The sequence below is a fragment of the Lysobacter soyae genome (assembly GCF_019551435.1).
GTDB lineage: Bacteria > Pseudomonadota > Gammaproteobacteria > Xanthomonadales > Xanthomonadaceae > Solilutibacter > Solilutibacter soyae.
The window spans coordinates 1,497,754-1,519,289 of the sequence record NZ_CP080544.1; the positions used below are offsets into that span (position 1 = coordinate 1,497,754).

Below are 21,536 nucleotides of genomic sequence, written 5' to 3' on the forward strand. Positions count from 1 at the left end.
GCCATTCTGGAGAGGTGGCAGAGCGGTTGAATGTACCTGATTCGAAATCAGGCGTAGGTGTGAGCCTACCGGGGGTTCGAATCCCCCCCTCTCCGCCAGATGTACAGCAAGCCCCTGAGCAATCAGGGGCTTTGTTGTTTTCAGGCCGGATTAGACCCACTTCATCGGACCCAGGCGCAGTTCGTCGCCCCGATGCCCGCGTCAGCGACGCGCAGTGAAAGAATGGCTGCCGAACCCATTCGAGCTTCGCTCATGAACTCCTGCCGACGCGTACTGTTTACCTGCATCGTCTGCCTTGCCAGCCCGTTCGCCAACGCGGCCACCGCGGCCTGCGATCCATTGCCAGCTGCGCCGGCGCGTTTCGACGTTCAAGTACCTTTCGACGTCGTTGACGGGCGAATCTACATCGACGCGCAAGTCAACGGTCAAGGGCCATTTCGATTTGCCGTTGATACTGGTGCAAGTGATTTCGGCCGCGCGGATACGTCACTCGTCAAACGCCTCGGGCTGAAGCTCGATGCACAAGCACTCAACTCCGATGGATTGAACACGCGTGCCGTCGACACGACACATCTGACGTCGCTTCGCATCGGCCGACTCATGCGCACGAACCTTCAAGTCATCACGCGCGACTACAGCAGCAAGATGAAACCCGAGGCCGCGCTCTCGGGCATCATCGCGCGGGAATTTTTCGCCGACGGTTTGCTGATCATCGATTACCCGAACAAGCGTTTGTCCTTCAGCCGCTCGCTGTCGTTAAGGCCTGATTCGCCGGGCAGCTTGCCCTACACCAAGCCGTTCCGGGTGCCGGTTCGAATTGGCCAAGTCACGGTTGAAGGCAATCTCGACACCGGCGCGAATGTCGCGTTTGTCCTTCCGCAAACATTGTTCGAGCGCGTCGGCGGAAAAGACCCGGTGCGTGCTGAAGCAGGCACGCTTGCCAACACCAAAATCGACACCGCACGCGCGTCCTTGAAAGGCCCCTTCGTGCTCGGCAGGGTCCAACTGGAAAATCAAGAAGTTCGTGTGTCTGAAACCTACCCCGAGCTTCTGGTCGGTGCGCACGCACTGCAACACTTCAAAGTGTTGATTGACCAGCGTTCAAAGCGGGTTGCGGTGTGCGCGGCGGCACCTGGCCCCTGATTCCGCGTGTATCCTTCCCGGAAAGGGGCTATCAGGGGAAGCCATGCAACAGACCGCCGAATGCTGGAATTGCACGGCCACCATGACGCCGGACGACACCGTCTGTCCACGCTGCGGCCAAGCCCCCATCGATGACACGCCACCGCCGCCGACGCCGCGCGAGCGCGTGGCGAACTCGTTCAAACTGGCGCCGATCTGGGCAAAGCTGGCCGCTGCGCTCGTCGTCGCATTGCTGGTGTTGTATTTCTGGAACCCAAGCAAAGGCCACAAAACGAACATCGATCCACCGAAGGCCGACGCCAATGCGACACCGGCCGCGCCGGCAATACCGAAACGGGACGGTCGCGCGCCGGAAATCGTGAAAGCCGCCGGCCAAATCTGTTTGGTCGCGCGTGATGCAAAGTGGATCAGCGATTGCCAGATCACCGACATCAGCCAGGAAGTCGATGTGCGCGCACCGGTTTACACCGAAGAGGCGAAACGACTGTGCGATGACATTGCAACGCTGGTGCGTAGCAAGACCGGTGCATTCCAAGGCACCGACTGGACGCTGCGGGTCTTCAGCAATCAAACTCAAGGCTACGCATTGGCGCAGTGCAAATTGTCGACTTATTGAGGACGCACCTATGAAATTGCTGATTGCAAGTTTCGCCGCGGCATTGGCGGCGACCGCACTTCCCGCGGCAGCGTCCGACAAAATCACCTACGGCTGGTGCGAGGTGGAAATCCCCGCCGGCACCTATCAAATGTCCGCGTTACTGCAAGCACCCAGCGGGCCGAGCGATGCGATGGAACGTTTGATCGCCGCGGACATGGGCGCCGATCGCAGCGGCTCGTGTTGGGTGTTCTACGCCAGCCCGAGTGAGGCGGAAAGCTATTTGAAGCAACGTCAATATGTCATCACGACGCATGAAAACAAGCGTTTCAATCAGACGAAGTGGACGGGGCCTTACAGCATTAAAGGGGCTCCGCCGAAAGCGACGCCTGGGGCGCATTTGACGGTTGAGCCTGTTGAAAAGCCTGTGCCGCGGGCTACTGGTGGAGAGGTTTTGGGTGATTTGGAGAAGTTGCGCGCTGCGAATAAGCGAAAAACTGATGGGGTTAAGGCGGCGCCTATGAAACGGGGGCGTGCGCAGTAAGGAGCGCCTCATCCGCCCCTGCGGGGCACCTTCTCCATCGGGGATGGAGAAGGGATTACCAGGTCATTGAGACTAGGCAGGCGCGGCCTTCCAGTACCGGTGTGAAGAACCAGGTGTCGCGGCTCTTGCCGTCTGCCACTTGGGTGGAACCGGGGAATTCATCCACGGGTGTCAGTTCGGGCTTCGCGGCTTGCACCACTGCGCAGGTCTGCGGCGCCACATAAGACTCGGTGTACCGCATCGTACAGATGCCGCCCGGCAACGCATTGACCTCGAAATTCACATGCACGTTCGGTTTCCCCGGTCGGCGTACCACCATGTATCCACCCAGAGGCGATCCGTTCGGATCCTTGGCGGACACATTCACCCCATCCGCATGCTGCGCGCCGTTTTGCACCATGGTGGCGAACGCATTGGTCAAAGTCTTGCACTGGGTGAAACCGCGCTTGTCGATCAGCTCGCTCAAATCACCCGCCATACCCGGCATGGCCAGCGAAAACAAGCCCAATGTAACGCAGGTACGCACACCGCGTCGGATCCATTGCGTTCCTGCGTCAGTCATACGATTCCACCCTTGAGGTCACCATGCACGCCGGAGTCTTCCCCTCGACCGGTGTTAGCAACACCTGCACCGATGCGTCTTCATATAGGCGTGTGCCCTGCAAAATCATGCCGCGGTCGGCAAACTTCGGATTGCCGGCAGCCACTTCGGCACAGGTCTTCGGAATCACGCGATTCACGGTTTGCGATAGCGCGCATCGGCCGTTTTTCTGTGCAACAAAATTAAGCCCCACGTGCTCGACCCCCGTGGGCTTGTCGATCACCACCCACAAGAACCAAGACGAGTTCGCCCATTCTCCCGAGCGTTGAATGGAATGGAACGAATATTCACGGTCTCTGGTGACCAAACGTGCCACCTTGTCGACGTCGCCCGGACAGGCGGTGAAACCATCTTCTTTGGCCGCGGCCACGATGGCGTTTTCCTCTTCGCCGGCGCGCACCGGCCCGGCCAAAGCCAAGACCGCGAGTGCTGCCCCATAGACTGCTTTCATCGTGCTCCCCCTGTCTTCAAGACCGAGAATAGCGGTAATCAGGGGGTCAGAGGCACCCATGATGAAAAAGCCACTCCGATCCCCCAATTGGAGTGACATATAATCGTCAAACTTCAGTGCCACGGGCGTGCCCATGTTTTCACTTCAGACGATCTTCGGTTCCGGCAAACAGTTTTTTGACCTGTTGGACGAAGCGGCCGATGCCGCGCATGCAAGCACCAAAGCGCTGGTCGCCCTGTTGAAAGACCCGACGGCCGTGCCGTCGCTCGATGCCTTCAAACTTGCCCGCCAACGCGAGCGCATTGCTTCCGACAAAATCAACCACGCCTTGGTCGACAGCTTCATCACCCCGATCGAGCGCGAAGACATCGAATCCCTCGGTTCGGCGCTGTACAAGATTCCGAAGCAGGTCGAGCGGTTCGCCGACCGTTACGACCTCGCCCGCCACCATCTGGCCGATATCGATTTCGCACCGCGCGGCGTGATGCTTGAACAAGCCGCCGGCGTGGTGGTCGAGATGGTGCGCGAATTGCGTTCAATGCGCCTTGAAAAAATGAGCAAATTGAACGAGCGGCTGCGCGTGCTCGAAGCCGAAGCGGATCGCCTGCTGCTTGAAATGCACCGCGAGCTCTATTCCGGCAAGCTCGATGCCGCCGACATGTTCCTGCTCAAGGAATTCTTCGAGATCTTGGAAAAAGCCATCGACCGCTGCCGCGAAGCCGGCGTCGTCGCTTATCAAATCGTCCTTAAAAACTCCTGAGGCCAAGCCGATGCTGACCCTCTTGCTGCTGGTGATCTTCGCCGCACTGGTCTTCGAGTTCATCAACGGGTTTCACGACACCGCCAACTCGATCGCCACCGTCGTCGCCACCAAAGTGCTGAGCCCGGGCAAAGCAGTGATGCTGGCCGCCTCGATGAATCTCGTGGGTGCCTTCTTCGGCACCGCGGTGGCCAAAACGATCTCGTCGGGCCTGATCGACGCCGACGTGGTGCAAGTGACGTCGCAAGTCATTCTCTGTGCACTGATGGGTGGCATCACCTGGAATCTGATCACCTGGTGGCTCGGCCTGCCCTCGTCGTCCTCGCACGCCCTGATCGGCGGGCTCTGCGGCGCGGCGCTCTCTGCCTCGAATCTCAATTGGCATGCCCTGATTTGGACCCAAACCAGCGCAGAAGGCTGGACCCACAACAAGGGCATTCTGTGGAAAGTGGTGCTGCCGATGGTGTCCTCACCACTGGCGGGCTTCTTGCTCGGCGTGCTGATTTTGGCCTTCCTCTACGCCATCATCGCGGGCCTGAAAAAAGTCCCGGGACCGATCGGCCGTCTGAGCCGTCCGCGCTGGGTCAATGCGTTCTTCGGCAAAGCGCAGCTGGCCTCGGCCGCTTACATGGGCTTTGCCCACGGCAGCAATGACGCGCAAAAGACCATGGGCATCATTGCTCTGGCCCTGTTCGGCGCCCAAGCCGCCGGCACGCTCGACACCCTGCCGCCGTGGCTCGCCTTCCTGCATCCGAGCAGCAGCGACAACGCCCATATCGACAGCTGGATTATTGCCACCTGTGCCCTGGTGATGGCCGCCGGTACCGCTGCGGGCGGTTGGCGCATCATCAAGACCCTCGGCCACAAGATGGTGAAACTGCAGCCCATCGACGGCTTCGCTGCGGAAACCGCCTCGGCCACCATTCTGGTGACCGCCGCCCACTTCGGCATGCCGGTCTCCACCACCCACAGCATCTCGACCGCGATCATGGGCGTGGGCTTTGGCAAGAATCCGCGTGCGCTCAAGATCACCGTCATTGAACGCATCATTTGGGCGTGGATTTTGACGATCCCGGCCGCAGCCAGCGTGGCGTATTTGCTTTACAAACTGGTGGAACGGTTGGGCTGGGCGTAGACCTTACTTGCCGAACTGCAATTCCCGGCGCGTCACCACACAAGACTCGACATCGGCCGACGGGGTGAACAAAAAGCCGTCGTGCCCGTCGGTGTCCTGCATTGCCGACATGCCCTCGCCCCAAGGCCCGACGTAGTTGTAGCCACCCTCACGCGCTTGCAATGCGGTGTTGCAATGCTGCGGCACATGGCGGGTTTCGAGTAGCACATAGTCACAGCCAGAGGTACCGCGCGGCACGAAGGTGACATGCAACTGGGTGCGCTCGCCCTTTTCATCCAAGACCGCCACCGCGACGACGAAGGGTTTGCTATCGCCTTTGCTCACGTCGCTGGCGTCAGCGCTGCTATCACGCGCATCGGCGAGGTAGCGCTTTTCGATATCGTCGATTTCGACTTTGCAGCGGGTGAAACCGGCCTTCTCCGCCATGTCCTTGATTTGGTCCGCCCGCACCACAGACGGTGTCGCACACGCACACACAAGTGCCGCAGCCACGGCGCCATTGAAAAGCTTCATGAAATTGCCCGGTTGTCTCCCTCGAAGGCGGCATCATGACGAAGTCGAGGACAAAGTACAAGCGCTTGAAAAATTCAGGCTGACGTCCGAACTAAAAGTTCGGTGGCACTTTTCTGCCTATTCCTCAAAGGCGACCGTCTGACTCGCTTCGCGACAAGACATGTTTGACGTCATAGATCACCGATCGTTCCGGTTTACCGAAAGCGCGGACGCCCTTCGCGCCCATTGATTTGAACTCTTGGTGGCCGACAGCAATGACGACAGCATCGTAGCTATTGAGCGCTGGCGAACTTACCAGATCGATTCCATGCTCCCTTGCCGCCTCGGCAGGTTCAACCCAAGGGTCATGGACATCCACATTCGCATTGCAATCTTGAAGGGACCGAATGATGTCCAAGACACGTGTATTGCGCAGATCCGGACAGTTTTCTTTGAATGCCAAACCAAGTATCAAGATGCGCGCACCAACGGGATTGATACCTTCGCGAACCATCAATTTGATGGTTTCATCAGCAACATATTGACCCATGCTCTCGTTGTTTCGACGCGCCGCAATTAGCAGGTCCGGGTAATAACCAACGCTTTGCGCTTTTTGGATCAAGTAATACGGATCGACGCCAATACAATGCCCGCCGACCAATCCTGGCTTGAATGGCAGGAAATTCCACTTGGTCGCTGCCGCGTCAAGGACTTCTTCTGTATCAATACCCAGCCGGTTGAATATTTTTGCAAATTCATTCACCAATGCGATGTTGGCATCGCGTTGGGTATTTTCGATGACTTTCGAAGCCTCTGCGACTTTGATCGACGATGCTTTAAACGTTCCTGCGGTGACCACTTCTGCGTAAAGCGCATCAACGAAATCCGCAACATCAGGGTTAGAGCCCGATGTGACTTTTGTAATTGAGTCAATTCGATGAAACTTGTCGCCAGGATTGATCCGCTCAGGCGAATACCCCACGGAGAAGCTCTGGCGTGAGTCGCCACTGCCGGCATTGCCGTCGTATTCGAGACCTGAGCATCGTTCCAATACCGGCACGCACACCTCTTCGGTGCACCCCGGGTAAACGGTACTCTCGTAGATGACGGTGTCCCCTGGCTTTAAGAGACGACCGATGGCTTCTGATGCACGAACAAGTGGCGAGAGGTCCGGTCGCTTGTCATCATCAATCGGGGTCGGCACCGTTACGACATATACGTTGCATTGCGCAATGTCGTCTAAAACACTGCTGAAGCTGAGTTGTGTTGCTTCAGAAAGTTCAGTGGCAGCTACCTCGAGCGTGGCGTCGTCGCCACTGCGGAGCGCCTCGACGCGCGCCTCTTGAATGTCATAGCCGATCGTTTTGAATTTGCGAGAGAAAGCCAACGCAAGCGGCAAACCCACGTACCCCAAGCCCACTACTGCTATGCGCACATCGTTGAGATCCATTGGTCGCGTCATTCAAACCCCAGTCGCCAGTCGACCGACCCACGTCAAGGTTCGGCACAAGGCACAATTATGACCGACGCGACACATCCACCGGGTCTATGGATTGAAAAGTCGTCTTGATTCCGGCGAAAGGTAGTCGGCAAACACACTTGCCGGCACGTCCACCCGCTGCACTCCGTCGGCATATCCAGCGACTTGATAGGGTGGGAAAATGAATGTGACGCCGATGACTTTTCCTTGTTCGTCCAACAATGGCTCAAAGTCCTGATAGTTCTCGGCTGAGGGCTGTGTGCCCGCCTCAACCAATGGTGTCAATTGGGCTAACAAGACAGCACTCTCCGCATCAGACAGTTTGTCCTCTTCGAATCGCGCTTGTGCTTGCTTCAGTAACGCGTCTTTTACAAAAGTCGAGACAGCAGCCCACCCAGCTGGCGATGTCACCAGATCATCGGAGGTCACCAATCGATTCCCGGCAATATCCCAAACAAACCGTCGAATCAGTGCGTTGCCATGCTCACCGCCGGTGTACATGCTGCCGTCGGCCGAGAAGGTGCGCACGCTGGTGCTTTGTCCGGGCAGTTCGCGGAATTCCAAGCTGAGGTCGTAGGGCGAGCCGGGGGCGCCCGGTTTGATGTCTTTCGCGGCCGTGATCAGGCGGTCACGCGAGGCATCGGCGAAGGCTTTGATCTCAGCCTTCAACGGTACCGGGATCGCCACATCTTTCGGGAAGGTGATGCCGATCAGATAGGTGGGTTTTTGTTCAATGATGTCGACCAAGGCGACATCGGCTGCGGCGGCGGTCGTCGCAGCGGGCTTTGCCGGGTCCTGCATGGGTGTGGCGCCGTCTTTCTTGCAGCCCCCCAAGCTCAGCAAGAGCGTGGCCGCCAGCGACCCGCCGAGCAGGTATTGCTTGAAACGCTTTACTGGCATCAGTTGGCTTTCCGCAGCGCTTCGTATTCGGGATGCCGGCGCATATAGGCATCAGAGTAAGAACAGGCCGGTATCACTTTGAGGTTTTGCGCACGTGCGTGTTCCAAGGCCGCTTTGACCAAGTCGCCGGCGATGCCACGGCCACCGATTTCGCTGGGCACGATGGTGTGGTCGATTGAGAGCGCGTCGCCTTGCAGGCTGTATTCAAGATAACCGGTCACCCCGTCGACCTCGGTCTCGAAGCGGCGGCGTGCGGTGTCATGTTGGATGTTCGAAGTCATGATTTCCTCTGGGGATGTCTGCGTCGGCCACAGTGACCCGAATTGATGGGGCTATTCTCAACAACGTCACATCTAGAGAATGTGAGCGTTGTGTGTAGAAAACACCCGTTACACTCCGGATTGCCCGATTTGGAACCTCGAAACATGAAGAAATTCGTCCTCGCGCTTGGCCTCACTTGTGCTGTGACACCGTTGTGGGCCGCGAGTTCCACCGACCTGCGCACGACGGCGGAGAAAAGCGGATTCAAGGTGACCGGCCGCTATGACGAAACCATCGCCCTGTGCGAGGCCTTCGAAACGCACTACCCCGGCAAGGTCGACTGCGCCAGTTTCGGCACCACGCCGGAAGGGCGGCCGCAGATGCGCATGGTGATTTCGCCGGCGGGGTATCTCACGCCTGATGCGGCCCGTGCGCACAAGCAAACGGTGTTGTTGATTCAGGGCGGCATTCATGCCGGTGAAATCGACGGCAAAGATGCGGGCTTCCAAGTGTTCCGGCAGATGCTGGACGGCGAGCTTGGCGCCGACGTGTTGAAAAACGTGGTAGTGGTGTTTGTGCCGGTGTTCAACGTCGATGGCCATGAGAACTTTCGTGCGTGGAACCGGCCGAATCAGCGCGGCCCTGAAGAAATGGGCTTTCGCACCACCGCGCAACGGCTCAATTTGAACCGCGATTATTTGAAAGCCGATGCGCCGGAGATGCGGGCGATGTTGGGTCTGGTGCGCACATGGGATCCGGCTGCCGAGATGGATTTGCATGTCACTGACGGGGCGAAGTTCCAGCACGACATTTCGATAACGGCGGAGCCGGTGAATTCCGGTGATGCGGATCAACAGGTGCTGGGGCGTGCCGTGCGCGACTCGGTGATTGCGGAATTGTCGGCCGCGGGCAACAAGCCGGTGGATTTCTATCCGAGCTTTGATGATTCGGAGGATCCGGATTCGGGCTTTACTGATAGCGTGAGTCCGCCGCGTTTTTCCAATGGCTATTTCGTGCTGCGCAATCGCATCGGTATCTTGGTCGAGACGCACTCCTGGCGTACGTATCCGGAACGTGTGGCATCCACGCGCACGTCGATCATCGGTCTGGTGAAGGCGGCCGCACGCGATGGTGCCAAGTGGCAGGCGCGAATGGCGGCGGCGGATGCTCGCGCAGCGGACATGGGCGGTACCCGCGTACCGGTCACATACAAGACCAGTGACATCGCGCGACCGATCGACTTCCTCGGCTATGCCTTCACGCGCACACGCTCACCCATTTCCGGCGACTTGATGACCCGCTACGACGAGACCAAACCGCAGGTGTGGACCGTGCCTTTGCGTGACAAGGTGTCGCCAGAGGGTTTTGTGCAAGCGCCGAAGTCGGGCTATGTGGTGTTGGCGGCTTGGGCGCCGTATGTGCGACCTGTGTTGGACGCGCATGGCGTGACCTACTCGGTGCGCAAGGCCGCGGAAGCCTCGGCGCCGGTTGAGTCGTTCCGTGCCGAGAGCGCGACGTTTGCGAAGAATTCGTTTGAGGGTCGGCAGCGTTTGAGCTTGACGGGTGACTGGAAGAACGAACGTATGAACATTCCGGCCGGCAGCTTGTTCGTTCCCGTCAATCAGCCGTTGGCGCGCGTGGTGATCAACTTGTTTGAACCGATGGCGCCGGACGCCTTGGTCGGATGGGGCGTGTTCAACAACGCCTTCGAAAGCAAGGAATACATGGAAGCCTATGTGGCCGAAGAAGAAGCTGAGAAGATGCTCGCGCGCGACCCGGGGCTGAAAAAAGCCTTTGAAGCGAAACTGGCCAGCGATCCCGCCTTCGCCAAATCGCCGTCGGCACGTTTGGATTTCTTCTATCGCCGTCATGCCGCCTACGACCGCAATTACAACCTCTACCCCGTCCTGCGCACTGACGTGAAAACCAAATGAGGCGATCTTCGAACAATGTTTGGGTGATGCTGGTGCTCGCGGCGCTGGTGGCGGCTTGGCTGTTTTTGCGCCCGGCGCCGACACCGCCATCTTTCCCGCAAACCACGCCGACGGAAACGCGCGGCACCAACACTGATACCCAGGGTCTGCCGCCGGAAGCGATTGAGACGCTGCGCAAGATTCGCAACGGTGAGCAGCTGCCCTACCGACGCGATGGCGTGGTGTTTGAGAATCGCGAGCGTTTGCTGCCACAGAAGCCGCGCGGCTACTACCACGAGTACACCGTGCCGACGCCGGGTGCGAAAACGCGCGGGGCGCGCCGCATCGTGACCGGGGGTGATCCGCCCGAGGTTTGGTATTACAGTGCCGACCATTACCGCAGCTTCCAGCAAATCACGCCATGACCGCTTCAGACGACGCCCTGCCCTTTGCACCGCCCGATCTGCTGCATGGTCATGCCATCAGCCTGATTGACCGCCACCAGGTGCCCGACCTGTTGAAGGCCTGTGCAGAGCTGGAAATCACCCCGATTGAGGTGTTGGTGCGCGGCTCGCTGGACAAACAGACCTTGCTGCAGGCGTTTGCCCAAGGGATGCGTTATCCGGATTTTGAAAACTTCGGTTTCAACTGGGACGCCTTTGAAGACGCCATCAACGATTTGTCATGGTTGCCGGGATCGGGCTTTGCCGTGGTCTTCAAAACGCAGGATCAGGCGGCGCGCTCTGATCAGGATGACTTGCACATGCTGCGCGAGATCCTGACCCAAGCCCATGTGAATTGGGCCGCATCGGAAGTGCCGTTCCGCACCTATGTCGTGAACGGCAGCCCGCATCATTAACGACGCGCTTGGGCCGACTGCGTCACGATGATGCGTTCGGCCAAGACCTCGTTGCCCATCGGGCGACCATCGATGCGGATCATGTCGCCGGCTTCCAATTGGTCGGCGGTGTAGCGCTGGCCTGAGGGGGCGACGCGACTGCCCTGATATTCCACGATGGTGTATGGGTCGTAGCGCACGTATTCGCGCGTACCGGTGTAGCCGCCGCGGGTGTATTCCAACACTTTGGCCTGCACATTGTTGCGGGCGACGGCGCCCGTGATGCCATTGGCCACCGTCGGCGAGCGCGCGCCGTTGTAAGTGCCCGGCAGGCTCGAGCCAGTGTCGCCACGCACATTGCGCAGTACTTCGATGTCCTGTGCGTAATAGCGACCATCACCGATGGCGCGGAACTGCACGCGGATGCCATCGCCGCGTTCCAACCCCGACGGATCGGCTTGCTGGCCTTGGTAAATCAGGCGGCTGTAGCGGTCGTAGACCAGCTCGAGATAGGCACCGCGCGTGGTGCGCAGTCGGAAGCGGCCGTTGTTAGGGTCATTGGATTCGACCGTACCGTTCTCGGTTTGCAACGGCGCATTGGTCGGATAGCCGTTGTCGGGATAGCGGTTATCGGGGTAGCCCTGACCCGGATAGTTCTGGCCATACCCTCCCCCGTTCGAAGGGTAGTTGCCACCCAGGCTGACACACGCCGACAATGACATCGCGCCAAGCGCAAGCAGACTCGTCTTCAACAGGCGTACGGACATGGTGGCTTCTCCTTGGGATTCCTGCCCTTTTTAGGGGGATCGGCGTGAAAGCCACATCACTTTGAACGCCCGTTCAAGCGTCCATTCACTTTGAGGCGTACACTATGTGCCCGCGAAGTGTCCTTCCCTTCGCACGAGGCACCACCCATGAGTACAGAAACCGCACCCCCCTCCTTCACCGATCTGGGTCTTTCCGAAGGCCTGCTCAAAGCATTGAGCGACGTGGGCTATGAAACCCCGTCGCCGATTCAGGCGGCAACGATTCCGCCGTTGATGGCAGGGCGCGACGTGCTTGGCCAAGCGCAAACGGGCACCGGCAAGACTGCCGCCTTCGCGTTGCCGACCTTGTCCAACATCGATCCGAAAATCAACAAGACCCAGGTCTTGGTGCTGGCGCCGACGCGCGAGCTCGCCATTCAAGTCAGTGAAGCCTTCCACAAGTACGCCAAGCATTTGCCTGGTTTCAATGTGGTGCCGATTTACGGCGGCCAAAGCTATACCCCGCAGCTCAATGCGCTCAAGCGCGGTGCCCATGTGGTGGTGGGTACCCCGGGTCGCGTCATCGACCATCTCAACAAGGGTTCGTTGGATCTGTCGGCCTTGAAAGCGCTGGTGCTCGACGAAGCCGATGAAATGTTGCGCATGGGCTTCATTGACGACGTCGAAGAAGTGCTGAAGAAGACGCCGGACGGCCGCCAAGTGGCGCTGTTCTCGGCGACCATGCCGGCGCAGATCCGTCGCATCGCGCAAACCTATTTGCGTGAGCCGGTGGAAGTGACCATCAAGTCGACCACCACCACTTCAGCCAATATCAACCAGCGCTATTGGGCGGTGAGTGGCGTGCACAAGTTGGATGCGCTGACCCGCATTCTTGAAGCCGAACCTTTCGACGGCATGATCATCTTCTCGCGGACCAAGATCGGTACCGAAGAGTTGGCGGAAAAGTTGTCGGCGCGCGGTATTGCCGCGGCGGCGATCAATGGCGACATGGATCAAAAGGCGCGCGAGCGCACTATTCAACGCCTGAAAGACGGCAACATTGATGTGTTGGTGGCCACCGACGTGGCGGCACGCGGTCTCGACGTGGAACGCATCAGCCACGTGTTGAACTACGACATCCCCTACGACACCGAAAGCTATGTGCACCGGATCGGTCGTACCGGTCGTGCCGGCCGCAAGGGCGATGCGATCTTGTTCGTGACGCCGCGTGAGAAAGGCATGTTGCGTGCAATCGAACGCGCCACCCGCCAAACCATCGAACCGATGGCTTTGCCGACCGTTGCCGCGGTGAACGAACGCCGCGTCGAAAAATTCTTCGAGAAAGTGACTTCCGCGTTGGAATCGGAAGGCGCACAAAAATTGAAGGAAATGCTCGAGCAGTTCGAACGCGAACGCAATATTCCGATGTCGGAAATTGCGGCCGCGCTCGCGCACTTGGTGCAAGGCAAGAAGCCTTTGTTGTTGGATGCCCGCGAAGAAGCGGCCTCGGCGAAAGGCTTCTCGTCCGACCATCCGGAACGCGCCAGCCGCAAGGAACGCTTCGGCAGCGACGGTGATCGCCCGGAACGCAAACCGCGCGCACCGCGTAACGAAGGCCCGATCGACGACGTCCCGATGGAAACCTTCCGCATCGATGTCGGCCACGCCCACATGGTGAAGCCCGGCAACATTGTCGGCGCGATTGCCAACGAAGCGGAAATCGACGCACGCCACATCGGCCGCGTGGACATCCGCAACGACTATTCCTTGGTCGACTTGCCCAAAGGCATGCCGGACGAATTGCTCACGTACATGAAGAAAGTGCGCGTCGGCGGCCGCCCGATCCAACTCCGCCTCGCCACCGACGACGACATCAACGCCCCGTCCTTCCGCCCCCGCAAAGGCAAGCCCGAAGGCGGCTTCGGCCAACGCGAAGGCGGCTACCCCCCGCGCGGCCCGAAGAAATTCGGCGGCGGCAAGTTCGGCGGCGGCAAAAAATACTGACCTCTTTTTCCCTTCTCCACAAAGTGGAGAAGGTGCCCCTGAAAGGGGCGGATGAGGCGCTCTACTTAAGGCAACGGCAACCCAAAAGCCTGCGCAAACAACCAATAAGCCACCGCCGCCATCCCGATCCACAAGGCCAGCTTGATCGCAAAACTGATCGTCTTCATCGCCAGCCACAGCATCAAGACCAGAACGGCAATCGCCACCCAACTCATGCCGGACCGTCCTTACTAGAGGCGAACTTAACCCCTTCCATCGGCTTCAACGCCGGGTCCAGCGCCACACGCTCATCGAACACGAAGCACCCGCCGGTATAACGCGTGCCACCCACGTCTTCGAAGTAACGCAGGATGCCACCTTCAAGCTGCGTGACATTCTCAAATCCAGCTGATTCGAGAAACGGTGCGGCCTTCTCGCAGCGCACCCCACCCGTGCAAAAGCTCACGATGCGCCGTCCTTCCAACCGTTCACGCACGGATTCGACCGCGGCCGGAAAATCATTGAACTTGTCGATGGGCAAAGTGACGGCATCTGTAAACGTACCGAATGCGATCTCCTGCTGATTGCGCGTATCAAGCATCACCACTTCCCGCCCATCATCGTCATGCCCCTGCGCAAACCAACGCGCGAGTGTTTCGGGCAACACGGCAGCACTTCGCGCTTCACCCGTCCCGGCGGGTCGGCCCGCAAACGAGATGATCTCGCGCTTCTGCTTCACCTTCAGACGCTGGAACGGCACGGTCTCACTCCAACTGCGCTTGGCCACCAAACCCTTGAAACGCGCATCGGCGTCCACCGCGGCCAAATAATCGTCAACGTCCTTTTCCACGCCGGCGAGAAACATGTTCACGCCTTCCGGCGCAACCAACACCGTGCCCATCAAGTCATGCGCCTCACACAGCGAACAAATCCACGCAGCCGTTTCAGGCACGTCTTGGATGTCAACGAAGTGATAAGCCGCGATATTCAGAATCATCCCAACATTTTACCGCCCGAGCTCCCCTCTTCTCCACAAAGTGGAGAAGGTGCCCCTGAAAGGGGCGGATGAGGCGCTCTTCTAAGCAGCAGCCGAGAAAAGCAAAGGCAACAGCGCCTCACCCGGCGCTCCGCGCCACCCTCTCCACTTTGTGGAGAGGGGAAAGGCTGCAAAGGGGAGGATTCTTACGCGCGCACAGGCGTCTGCCGATAGTTGAATGCCCTTGCGCGATGAATCCTAGCGGCATGGAAAACGCTACGAATCTCCAAAAGGCCATCACCCACCACCGTGCGGTGCGTCTTCGCAAAAGCATGACCGATGCCGAAAGACTGATTTGGTTCCATCTACGTGACCGCCGCATGGCTGGCTTCAAGTTCAGACGTCAACATCCGATCGGTCCTTACATCGCAGACTTCGTCTGTTTCGAAACGCAGCTCGTTATCGAGTTGGACGGCGGTCAACACACGGTCGCCGGTGATTACGCGCGCAGGCGTTATTTGTGCCAGCAAGGATGGCGCGTATTGCGGTTTTGGAATGACGATGTGTTTTTGCGGCAGAGCGAAGTGCTGGAGGAAATTCATCGCCACCTGCTCCTCCCTTCTCCACAAAGTGGAGAAGGTGCCCCTGAAAGGGGCGGATGAGGCGCTTTATTGGTGGCAACCGCTAAAAGCAACGGCAAGAGCGCCTCACCCGGCGCTATGCGCCATCCTCTCCACTTTGTGGAGAGGGGAAGAGCGGTGAAGAGGGGATTTATTTGAAGGCGAAGGTGAAGGCAACGGCAGCGAGCAGGCAGGCGAAGGCTGCGAGGTGATTCCAGCGCAAAGTTTCGCCGAACATCAAATAGGCGAAGACGACGAAGACGGCCAGGGTGATGCATTCCTGGGCGATCTTCATTTGCGTCAGGCTAAGGTGCATGGCGCCGATGCGGTTACCGGGCACCATGAAGGTGTATTCGAACAAGGCCAAGCCCCAGCTGGCGAGGATGGCCAGCCACAGCGGGCTGCCTTTGAATTTGAGATGCCCATACCAGGCAAAATTCATGAAGACGTTCGACACCGTCAGCAACAGGATGAACTTCAAGGTGCCGGACATGGGGTTTAGTTTCCGCGCTTCGCGGCCGCGGCCGCGCGTTCGGCTTCATCTTTTTTCCACACGGCGATTTCCGGTTGGTCCTTCAAGACCTTGCCATGCGGGTCAAGTGTGTAAGACTCGAAAGGCTTGAGGTTGAAGCTGCCTTTGCCGCCGGTCATGGGCAGACGCAGCACGCGATCGCCCACGCGTACTTCGATCGGCAACGGGAAGGCTTTGCCGTTGGCGGCCTGCCACGTCACGTTGACGCGCTGGCCTTCTTGCGTGGCAACCAACGCCGGAATCTTGGCTTGGCGCACGTAGCCGTCGAAGAACCATCCCCATTGCTTGCCGGTGATACGGTTCACGATCGCCACGTAGTCGTCGGTGGTGGCATAACGCGGTTTGAAATTGCCGGGCTTGGGATCGTTGCGACCGTACACAAGCTCACGCATGCTGCGACGGAACGCCGCGTCACCGATTTGGCCGCGCAGGGTATGCAGCACCCACGCGCCCTTGTAGTAGATGTCGGTGCCCGGATCGACAGCTTCCGCGGCAGGTTCGCCATGCGGCCGTGATTTGCCGCTCACCATCGGATGCTCATTGCGAATGAGACCACGCTGACGCAGCATTTCGGCATCGCAGTTCACGTCGCCACGCAGCCATTGCAGATACAGCGGTTGCATGTACATGGCGAAGCCCTCGTGCAACCACATGTCATCCCAGTCGGCATTGGTGAGCTGATTGCCGAACCACTCGTGCGCGAACTCGTGGTTCATCAGCCAGTCGTAACCGTGGATGTCTTTCTTGTAGCCGTTGCCGTAGGCATTGATGGTTTGATGTTCCATGCCCAGGTGCGGTGTCTCGACCACCCCGACTTTGTCGTTCGGCCAAGGGTATGGGCCGACCACTTCTTCAAAGAAATCCAGAAACAATGGCAACTCTTGGAACAAGCCTTCCGCTTTGCGCTCATTGCCCTTCAAGAAATAAAACACCACCGGCAAGGTGTTGCCGAAGCGGCTCTTGTAGCTGGACTTCAAGGTGTCGTAGGGCGCGATGTTGAGCGCGATGGCGTAGATCGTCGGCTCGGTGGCTTTCCAGTCGAAGGTGGTCCAACCGTCTTTGCTGGATTCCCCGAGAAACACGCCGTTCGACGCTGCGACCAGGCCGGTGGGCACGCTGATGTGTTGGATCACCTGCTTGGGTTTTCCAATCGGATGATCGATGCACGGCCACAGCAAATCACAGCCCTCGCCTTCGACGGCGGTGGCGATCCACGGCTGCCCCGAAGGGGTTTTCGTCCAAACGATGCCGCCGTCCCAAGGGGCGCGTTTGGCCACTTGCGGACTGCCGGCATAGACGAGTTCAACAGTGAAGGCTTTCTGCGCGGCCGCTGCGACCGGAAAATGCAATCGCCCCTCGCTCCAGCGGTAATCCGACTTGGCCAGCTGCTTGCCATCCACACTCAGGCTGCTCAGCTTGTAACGCGGATCAAGCTCCACCGCGAATTGAGTGATGGCGCGCGTGGGCGTAAAGGTCAAACGCGCGTCGCCTGCAAGCGTTTGTTTGGCCGGGTCCACCTTGAACGACAACTCGGCGAGATCGAAACTGACCGCGCGTTGTTCCGGCGTCATGCCAAGACCTGAAGTGGCGGTGTAGTCACCTGCGAAAGCAGGCGCCGAAGCGCCTGCCAAAAGGATTGCCCAAACGTGCTTGCGCATTGGTTTACCTGAGGGTTGCAGCTTGCTGCGTACCCCCCGGATTCTTGCAGAAACGCGCCCGGTATTCCATTGCCTTCGGCATCAGCGCCTGCAGCTCTTTCATGCGCGTACCGGCACTCGGGTGAGTCGAGGCGAATTCCGGCTGACCCTGTCCGCCGCTCACGGCATCCATGCGTTGCCACAGGGCGATCGATTCCTGCGGGTTGAAACAGGCGGCCGCGGCAAGCATCAAACCGAATTCATCCGCCTGGGATTCTTGATGACGCGCGAACGGCAATTGCGAGGTCACACCGTAGGCAGAGAACACCGCTTGTTGCATGCCCGGATCCATACCACTCACTGCGCCGGCCATGGCACCGATTTGTTCGAGGCGTTGCTTGGCCATGCGCTGCGCACCGTGACGCAACAAGGCGTGCGAAATTTCGTGCCCCATCACCACCGCCATCGCGTCGGCATTTTGCGCCACCGGAATCAAGCCGGTATAGACGGCCATCTTCCCACCCGGCAGGCAGAACGCATTGACTTGGTCACTCTTCAACACCGCCACATTCCAATCGAAATTCTTTTCGACGTGCGCGGACTTTGCATTGTTCTCCGCGGCGAGTGCGTCGGAGACCTGCGGAATTACCGTAATCAAGCGACGCGCAATTTCGGTGACCTGTTGGCTGATTTCAGCATTGGCCGGCAGCTGTTGTTCTTGTTGCAAGACTTCCTGGAAAGCCTGCAAACCCATTTGCGACTCTTGTTGTGGCGTCAAACTCTTATCAATCAGGATTTTTTCACCGGTTTCCGGCTGCACTTGGCGATTGGAAAAGTAGTAGTACCCGCCGTACATCAGCATCAGCGCGACGATGATCAAACGCGGGCTGATACCGAAGCCGCGACGACGCGGATATTGGCTGCCAGGGTCAATTTGCATAGATGAAGCTCCTTGGTTCAAATTTCCCGCGCAACGCGAAAACCGGTGCGCGCATTGGTGATGTCATGTGCCTGTGCCATTCTCCACGCCGACCGATGCTGCGCGGGCGAACTGGCCCAGGCGCCCCCTCGAACGACGCGGCTTCTACAGCCGGGGTTGGACCACGCGGAACCGTCAGCAGGTGCTCGGCGGTAGCCTTGATGCCAACAGTCGGTGGTCCACTCGCTCACATTGCCTGCCATGTCGTGAAGACCGAATGCATTTGCAGGATACCGCCCGACCTTGGCCGGACCCCATTCACCGTCCGTGTAATTGGGGAAGGCATTGGCCCAACGACGACCTGAAGGGGAAACATCCCGATCACCGGTGAAATTGCCCAGCACCGACTTCGGCGCATGGTCGCCCCAAGGATAGCGGCCGGGATTGGTGGCGCGCAGGGCATATTCGAACTCCGACTCATGCGGCAGTCGATAGATGCGCCGCGTCTGCTCCGTTAGCCATGCCGCGTAGGCTTCGGCGTCGCGCACGTCGACGTGCACCACCGGGTTGTCCAGCGGCGCCGGTTTGCCGGCGTAGTCGTCGCGCCAGGTGACACCGCTACTCCGTGCGAAGTTGCCGGTGCGCTCGTTGTAAATCAACGAATGGCCGCGTCGCTCTGCGCGGGAGCGATAGCCGGTCGCGCGCACGAAAGCGGCGAACTCACCCACCGTCACCTCATTCACCGCCAAAGCGACACCGCGCACAAAATGCACGCGATGCGCGGGGAGCTCCGATGGCCGCGCGTCGGGATCGGCACGGTCGGCGCCCATCATCATCACGCCGATCGGCAAGACGCGCATCTGCGGCGCATAGCCCCCGACCCGGAGCGCTTCACGAAACAATTGCCCCATTTCAAAGCTTCCATAGGCGCGCGCGCGGTCGATCCGTTGCGCGAGGTCGGCCACCGAACCGTCGCCTTTCACGGCGATGCGTTGCATTTCGATCAGATTGGCCTCTGCACCACTGATCGCGCCGCGCGCCCGCGGATCTTGCAAGTCGATGCGCGCATCTTTGTAGAGATCGATAACTTGCTGCTTGCGTTGGTTTTCCAAAGCCTGCCATTGCGCGGCGATGTAGGGCTTGTTATCTGCGGCCGCGTCGGAAAAACGCATCCAGCGCACGACATTCGCATAGTCTCGTGCAGCGGCAGATCGCCATGCGCGAACCGCCAGCGCGCGCTGCACACCCTGCAATCCCTGCAGCGCTCGCACATCACCGGGCCGACTGCGCAGCACCTCGCGGTAATCCACTTGCGCACCGATGCCCTGCTCGCCCAAACGATCCGCCTGCAACTCTTTGTTGGCCAAAGCAAGCAACGACTCCATGCGATCGGAGGCATCCACGCGGCTCAAATACAGTTGGGTCTCGGCGTGGTTCGGCGCGATCGACCGCAAAATGGCCGCGGCCAAATGCGCCAATCGGTTGGCCTCCGGTGCGTTGCCGGTCAGCGCATGCAAGTGTTGATCACCGGCCACGACCACGGCATGCACCACCTGTTGTCGCAATGCTTCAAATCCTTCGCCGGATGCGCCCGCCTTCGCTGCGGCATGGAAGTGCGCGGCCGCACTGTCTTCGCCTGTCAGAATCCGGTCGTCACGCAGCGCTTTTCGCGTCAGCCGGATTTGCACCTCGGCCGTCAATTCGCCGGCAGCAACCGGGGCTGTCCAATCGAGCGGAAATTCGGTCAGCTCTGACGCCCCCACGCTGACCATGCCTTCGCGCTCGGCATTGGTCGCATTCGTGTCGGTGTCGTTTTGCGTGCACGCGGCAAGGCACAGCGCGATCAACACGCAAGCCGGCCGGACGAGCAGATTTTTCAATGTCGAATTCCGCACATGGGTTATTGTCACGCAATGACAGATGAAAGCGAAACGACCGCCCCGATTTGGGTGGATTCTCCTGAGGCGCTGCAATCGCACATTGCGAAAATCGACGGCGCGGTGGGGATTGATACGGAATTCGTTCGTGAACGCACGTTTTGGCCCAAGTTGGCCTTGGTGCAGATCGCGACCGGTGACGACATCTTATTGGTGGATTGCAAAGTGCCCGGCGTCAGTGCGGCCTTGGCGCCGTTGCTGTCCAATCACGCCATTTTGAAGATCATGCACTCGCCGGGCGAAGACTTCGTCGCCTTCTTGCATGGCTGCGGTGTCGCACCCTACCCCGTGTTCGATACGCAACTCGCGGCGGCGTTGGCAGGTCTTGGCCATGGCATGGGGTATGCGCGGTTGATGCAGACGCTGTTTGATATTGAGATCGACAAAGGCGAGACCCGGTCCGATTGGATGCGACGCCCGCTCAGTGCCGCGCAACTCAAATACGCTGTGGAAGATGTCCGTTATTTGCATGAAGCACATCGTGTCTTGGCGGAAAAACTGCATACGCTCGATCGCACGGCGTGGATGGAACAGGAAAGCGAAGCCTATTTCCTCGCCCAATCCGTGGACGAACCGGAACGCTGGGCGCATTTGGGCGCACGCGCAGGGCAACGGTTGGACCGCGACGGCCAAACCCGTTTGTTACGACTGATGCGCTGGCGCGAGGTGCGTGCTCGCGCGCGTGATCTACCCAAGAATTGGGTGTTGCCGGTAGAGGCCGCGGTTGAGCTTGCGGAAAGCAATGCGCGCAGCGAATCGGATGTGACCCACATTCTTTTGCGTCATCCGCGAGCGCCCAAAAATCTGGCCGCGCCAATGTTGGCCGCGATGCATCAACCGCTCGAGGATGAGGCGCAGATGCCGCTACTGATGGACGACCGCGACCGCGACAAGGCGCGCATTCGCGCTTGGCAGAACAGAGTGAGCGAGATTGCCGCGGAACTCGGCGTGGAAGATGGCGTGATCGCGTCACGCAAAGTCATCCAAGCCTATTTGGATGAAGGCGAATGGCCTGAATCCGTTACCGCTTGGCGCAAAGCCAGGCTTGACGCAGGGGCACCGCCGAAATGATC

At 59.2% G+C, this 21,536-nt stretch carries 24 protein-coding genes and 1 tRNA gene; 12 read left to right on the plus strand and 13 right to left on the minus strand.

What is annotated here, in order from left to right:
- Window positions 1-8 precede the first annotated feature (8 nt).
- The 4 genes from H8L67_RS07235 (at window position 9) to H8L67_RS07250 (ending at window position 2,282) form a co-directional block, all read left to right on the plus strand.
- Window positions 9-98 (plus strand) — tRNA-Ser (locus tag H8L67_RS07235).
- A 154-nt stretch (window positions 99-252) separates the two neighbouring features.
- Entirely contained in the window at window positions 253-1,143 is an 891-nt protein-coding gene (locus H8L67_RS07240; RefSeq protein ID WP_220379178.1) for a pepsin/retropepsin-like aspartic protease family protein, read from the plus strand.
- 43 nt (window positions 1,144-1,186) lie between these two features.
- Entirely contained in the window at window positions 1,187-1,759 is a 573-nt protein-coding gene (locus H8L67_RS07245) for a hypothetical protein (protein ID WP_220379179.1), read from the plus strand.
- A 10-nt stretch (window positions 1,760-1,769) separates the two neighbouring features.
- Window positions 1,770-2,282 carry a hypothetical protein gene (locus H8L67_RS07250; RefSeq protein ID WP_220379180.1) on the plus strand — a complete coding sequence of 171 codons (513 nt, stop codon included), beginning with the start codon at window positions 1,770-1,772 and terminating at the stop codon, window positions 2,280-2,282.
- A 55-nt stretch (window positions 2,283-2,337) separates the two neighbouring features.
- Here H8L67_RS07250 and H8L67_RS07255 read toward each other — a convergent pair whose 3' ends face one another.
- The gene (locus H8L67_RS07255) at window positions 2,338-2,844 is read right to left on the minus strand and encodes a hypothetical protein (protein WP_220379181.1); all 507 of its coding nucleotides are present in this window, start codon (window positions 2,842-2,844) and stop codon (window positions 2,338-2,340) included.
- On the minus strand, window positions 2,837-3,334 hold the full coding sequence (locus H8L67_RS07260) for a hypothetical protein (protein ID WP_220379182.1): 498 nt from the start codon (window positions 3,332-3,334) through the stop codon (window positions 2,837-2,839). The genes H8L67_RS07255 and H8L67_RS07260 overlap by 8 nt, the downstream gene beginning before the upstream one ends.
- Before the next feature lie 133 nt (window positions 3,335-3,467).
- Here H8L67_RS07260 and H8L67_RS07265 point away from each other — a divergent pair, with 133 nt between their 5' ends.
- On the plus strand, window positions 3,468-4,094 hold the full coding sequence (locus H8L67_RS07265) for a DUF47 domain-containing protein (protein WP_220379183.1): 627 nt from the start codon (window positions 3,468-3,470) through the stop codon (window positions 4,092-4,094).
- 10 nt (window positions 4,095-4,104) lie between these two features.
- Window positions 4,105-5,229 (plus strand): inorganic phosphate transporter, encoded by a 1,125-nt coding sequence (locus H8L67_RS07270; RefSeq protein ID WP_220379184.1) that lies wholly within the window; start codon window positions 4,105-4,107, stop codon window positions 5,227-5,229.
- A 3-nt stretch (window positions 5,230-5,232) separates the two neighbouring features.
- On the opposite strand, the gene H8L67_RS07275 is transcribed toward H8L67_RS07270, so the two are convergent.
- The 4 genes from H8L67_RS07275 to H8L67_RS07290 form a co-directional block, all read right to left on the minus strand.
- Window positions 5,233-5,742 (minus strand): hypothetical protein, encoded by a 510-nt coding sequence (locus H8L67_RS07275; RefSeq protein WP_220379185.1) that lies wholly within the window; start codon window positions 5,740-5,742, stop codon window positions 5,233-5,235.
- Between the two features lie 124 nt (window positions 5,743-5,866).
- Entirely contained in the window at window positions 5,867-7,171 is a 1,305-nt protein-coding gene (locus tag H8L67_RS07280; RefSeq protein WP_220379186.1) for a nucleotide sugar dehydrogenase, read from the minus strand.
- 96 nt (window positions 7,172-7,267) lie between these two features.
- On the minus strand, window positions 7,268-8,101 hold the full coding sequence (locus H8L67_RS07285; RefSeq protein WP_220379187.1) for an RsiV family protein: 834 nt from the start codon (window positions 8,099-8,101) through the stop codon (window positions 7,268-7,270).
- Window positions 8,101-8,415 carry a GNAT family N-acetyltransferase gene (locus tag H8L67_RS07290; RefSeq protein WP_343222354.1) on the minus strand — a complete coding sequence of 105 codons (315 nt, stop codon included), beginning with the start codon at window positions 8,413-8,415 and terminating at the stop codon, window positions 8,101-8,103. The genes H8L67_RS07285 and H8L67_RS07290 overlap by 1 nt, the downstream gene beginning before the upstream one ends.
- Before the next feature lie 111 nt (window positions 8,416-8,526).
- On the opposite strand from H8L67_RS07290, the gene H8L67_RS07295 reads away from it, so the two are divergent.
- The 3 genes from H8L67_RS07295 to H8L67_RS07305 are packed head-to-tail and all read left to right on the plus strand — an operon-like array spanning window position 8,527 to window position 11,134.
- Window positions 8,527-10,296, plus strand: coding sequence for a M14 family zinc carboxypeptidase (locus H8L67_RS07295; protein ID WP_220379189.1), 1,770 nt, complete (start codon window positions 8,527-8,529; stop codon window positions 10,294-10,296).
- Entirely contained in the window at window positions 10,293-10,700 is a 408-nt protein-coding gene (locus H8L67_RS07300; protein WP_220379190.1) for a guanyl-specific ribonuclease, read from the plus strand. The genes H8L67_RS07295 and H8L67_RS07300 overlap by 4 nt, the downstream gene beginning before the upstream one ends.
- Window positions 10,697-11,134, plus strand: coding sequence for a barstar family protein (locus tag H8L67_RS07305; RefSeq protein ID WP_220379191.1), 438 nt, complete (start codon window positions 10,697-10,699; stop codon window positions 11,132-11,134). The genes H8L67_RS07300 and H8L67_RS07305 overlap by 4 nt, the downstream gene beginning before the upstream one ends.
- Here H8L67_RS07305 and H8L67_RS07310 read toward each other — a convergent pair.
- Window positions 11,131-11,880 (minus strand): hypothetical protein, encoded by a 750-nt coding sequence (locus tag H8L67_RS07310; protein ID WP_220379192.1) that lies wholly within the window; start codon window positions 11,878-11,880, stop codon window positions 11,131-11,133. The genes H8L67_RS07305 and H8L67_RS07310 overlap by 4 nt on opposite strands.
- A gap of 147 nt (window positions 11,881-12,027) precedes the next feature.
- On the opposite strand from H8L67_RS07310, the gene H8L67_RS07315 reads away from it, so the two are divergent.
- The gene (locus H8L67_RS07315; protein ID WP_220379193.1) at window positions 12,028-13,863 is read left to right on the plus strand and encodes a DEAD/DEAH box helicase; all 1,836 of its coding nucleotides are present in this window, start codon (window positions 12,028-12,030) and stop codon (window positions 13,861-13,863) included.
- A gap of 65 nt (window positions 13,864-13,928) precedes the next feature.
- Here the strand turns inward: H8L67_RS07315 and H8L67_RS07320 are convergent, their stop codons facing one another.
- Together H8L67_RS07320 and H8L67_RS07325 are read right to left on the minus strand one after the other, a co-directional pair.
- Window positions 13,929-14,078, minus strand: a complete 150-nt coding sequence (locus tag H8L67_RS07320; protein ID WP_220379194.1) for a hypothetical protein — start codon at window positions 14,076-14,078, stop codon at window positions 13,929-13,931.
- Window positions 14,075-14,839 carry a sulfurtransferase gene (locus H8L67_RS07325; RefSeq protein ID WP_220379195.1) on the minus strand — a complete coding sequence of 255 codons (765 nt, stop codon included), beginning with the start codon at window positions 14,837-14,839 and terminating at the stop codon, window positions 14,075-14,077. The genes H8L67_RS07320 and H8L67_RS07325 overlap by 4 nt, the downstream gene beginning before the upstream one ends.
- A 245-nt stretch (window positions 14,840-15,084) precedes the next feature.
- On the opposite strand from H8L67_RS07325, the gene H8L67_RS07330 reads away from it, so the two are divergent.
- Window positions 15,085-15,480, plus strand: coding sequence for an endonuclease domain-containing protein (locus H8L67_RS07330; protein WP_220379196.1), 396 nt, complete (start codon window positions 15,085-15,087; stop codon window positions 15,478-15,480).
- A gap of 109 nt (window positions 15,481-15,589) precedes the next feature.
- On the opposite strand, the gene H8L67_RS07335 is transcribed toward H8L67_RS07330, so the two are convergent.
- From H8L67_RS07335 to H8L67_RS07350, 4 genes are read right to left on the minus strand one after another with little or no spacing between them, the layout of a single operon-like run.
- Window positions 15,590-15,931, minus strand: coding sequence for a DMT family protein (locus H8L67_RS07335; protein WP_220379197.1), 342 nt, complete (start codon window positions 15,929-15,931; stop codon window positions 15,590-15,592).
- A 5-nt stretch (window positions 15,932-15,936) separates the two neighbouring features.
- Window positions 15,937-17,628 carry a M1 family metallopeptidase gene (locus H8L67_RS07340; RefSeq protein ID WP_220379198.1) on the minus strand — a complete coding sequence of 564 codons (1,692 nt, stop codon included), beginning with the start codon at window positions 17,626-17,628 and terminating at the stop codon, window positions 15,937-15,939.
- A gap of 4 nt (window positions 17,629-17,632) precedes the next feature.
- A complete protein-coding gene (locus H8L67_RS07345) occupies window positions 17,633-18,547 on the minus strand; it encodes a M48 family metallopeptidase (protein ID WP_220379199.1) in 915 nt (304 codons plus the stop codon).
- A gap of 17 nt (window positions 18,548-18,564) precedes the next feature.
- Complete coding sequence (locus H8L67_RS07350) at window positions 18,565-20,406, minus strand: formylglycine-generating enzyme family protein (RefSeq protein WP_220379200.1); 1,842 nt, start codon at window positions 20,404-20,406, stop codon at window positions 18,565-18,567.
- A gap of 33 nt (window positions 20,407-20,439) precedes the next feature.
- On the opposite strand from H8L67_RS07350, the gene rnd reads away from it, so the two are divergent.
- On the plus strand, window positions 20,440-21,534 hold the full coding sequence (gene rnd, locus H8L67_RS07355; RefSeq protein ID WP_220379201.1) for a ribonuclease D: 1,095 nt from the start codon (window positions 20,440-20,442) through the stop codon (window positions 21,532-21,534).
- Window positions 21,535-21,536 lie beyond the last annotated feature (2 nt).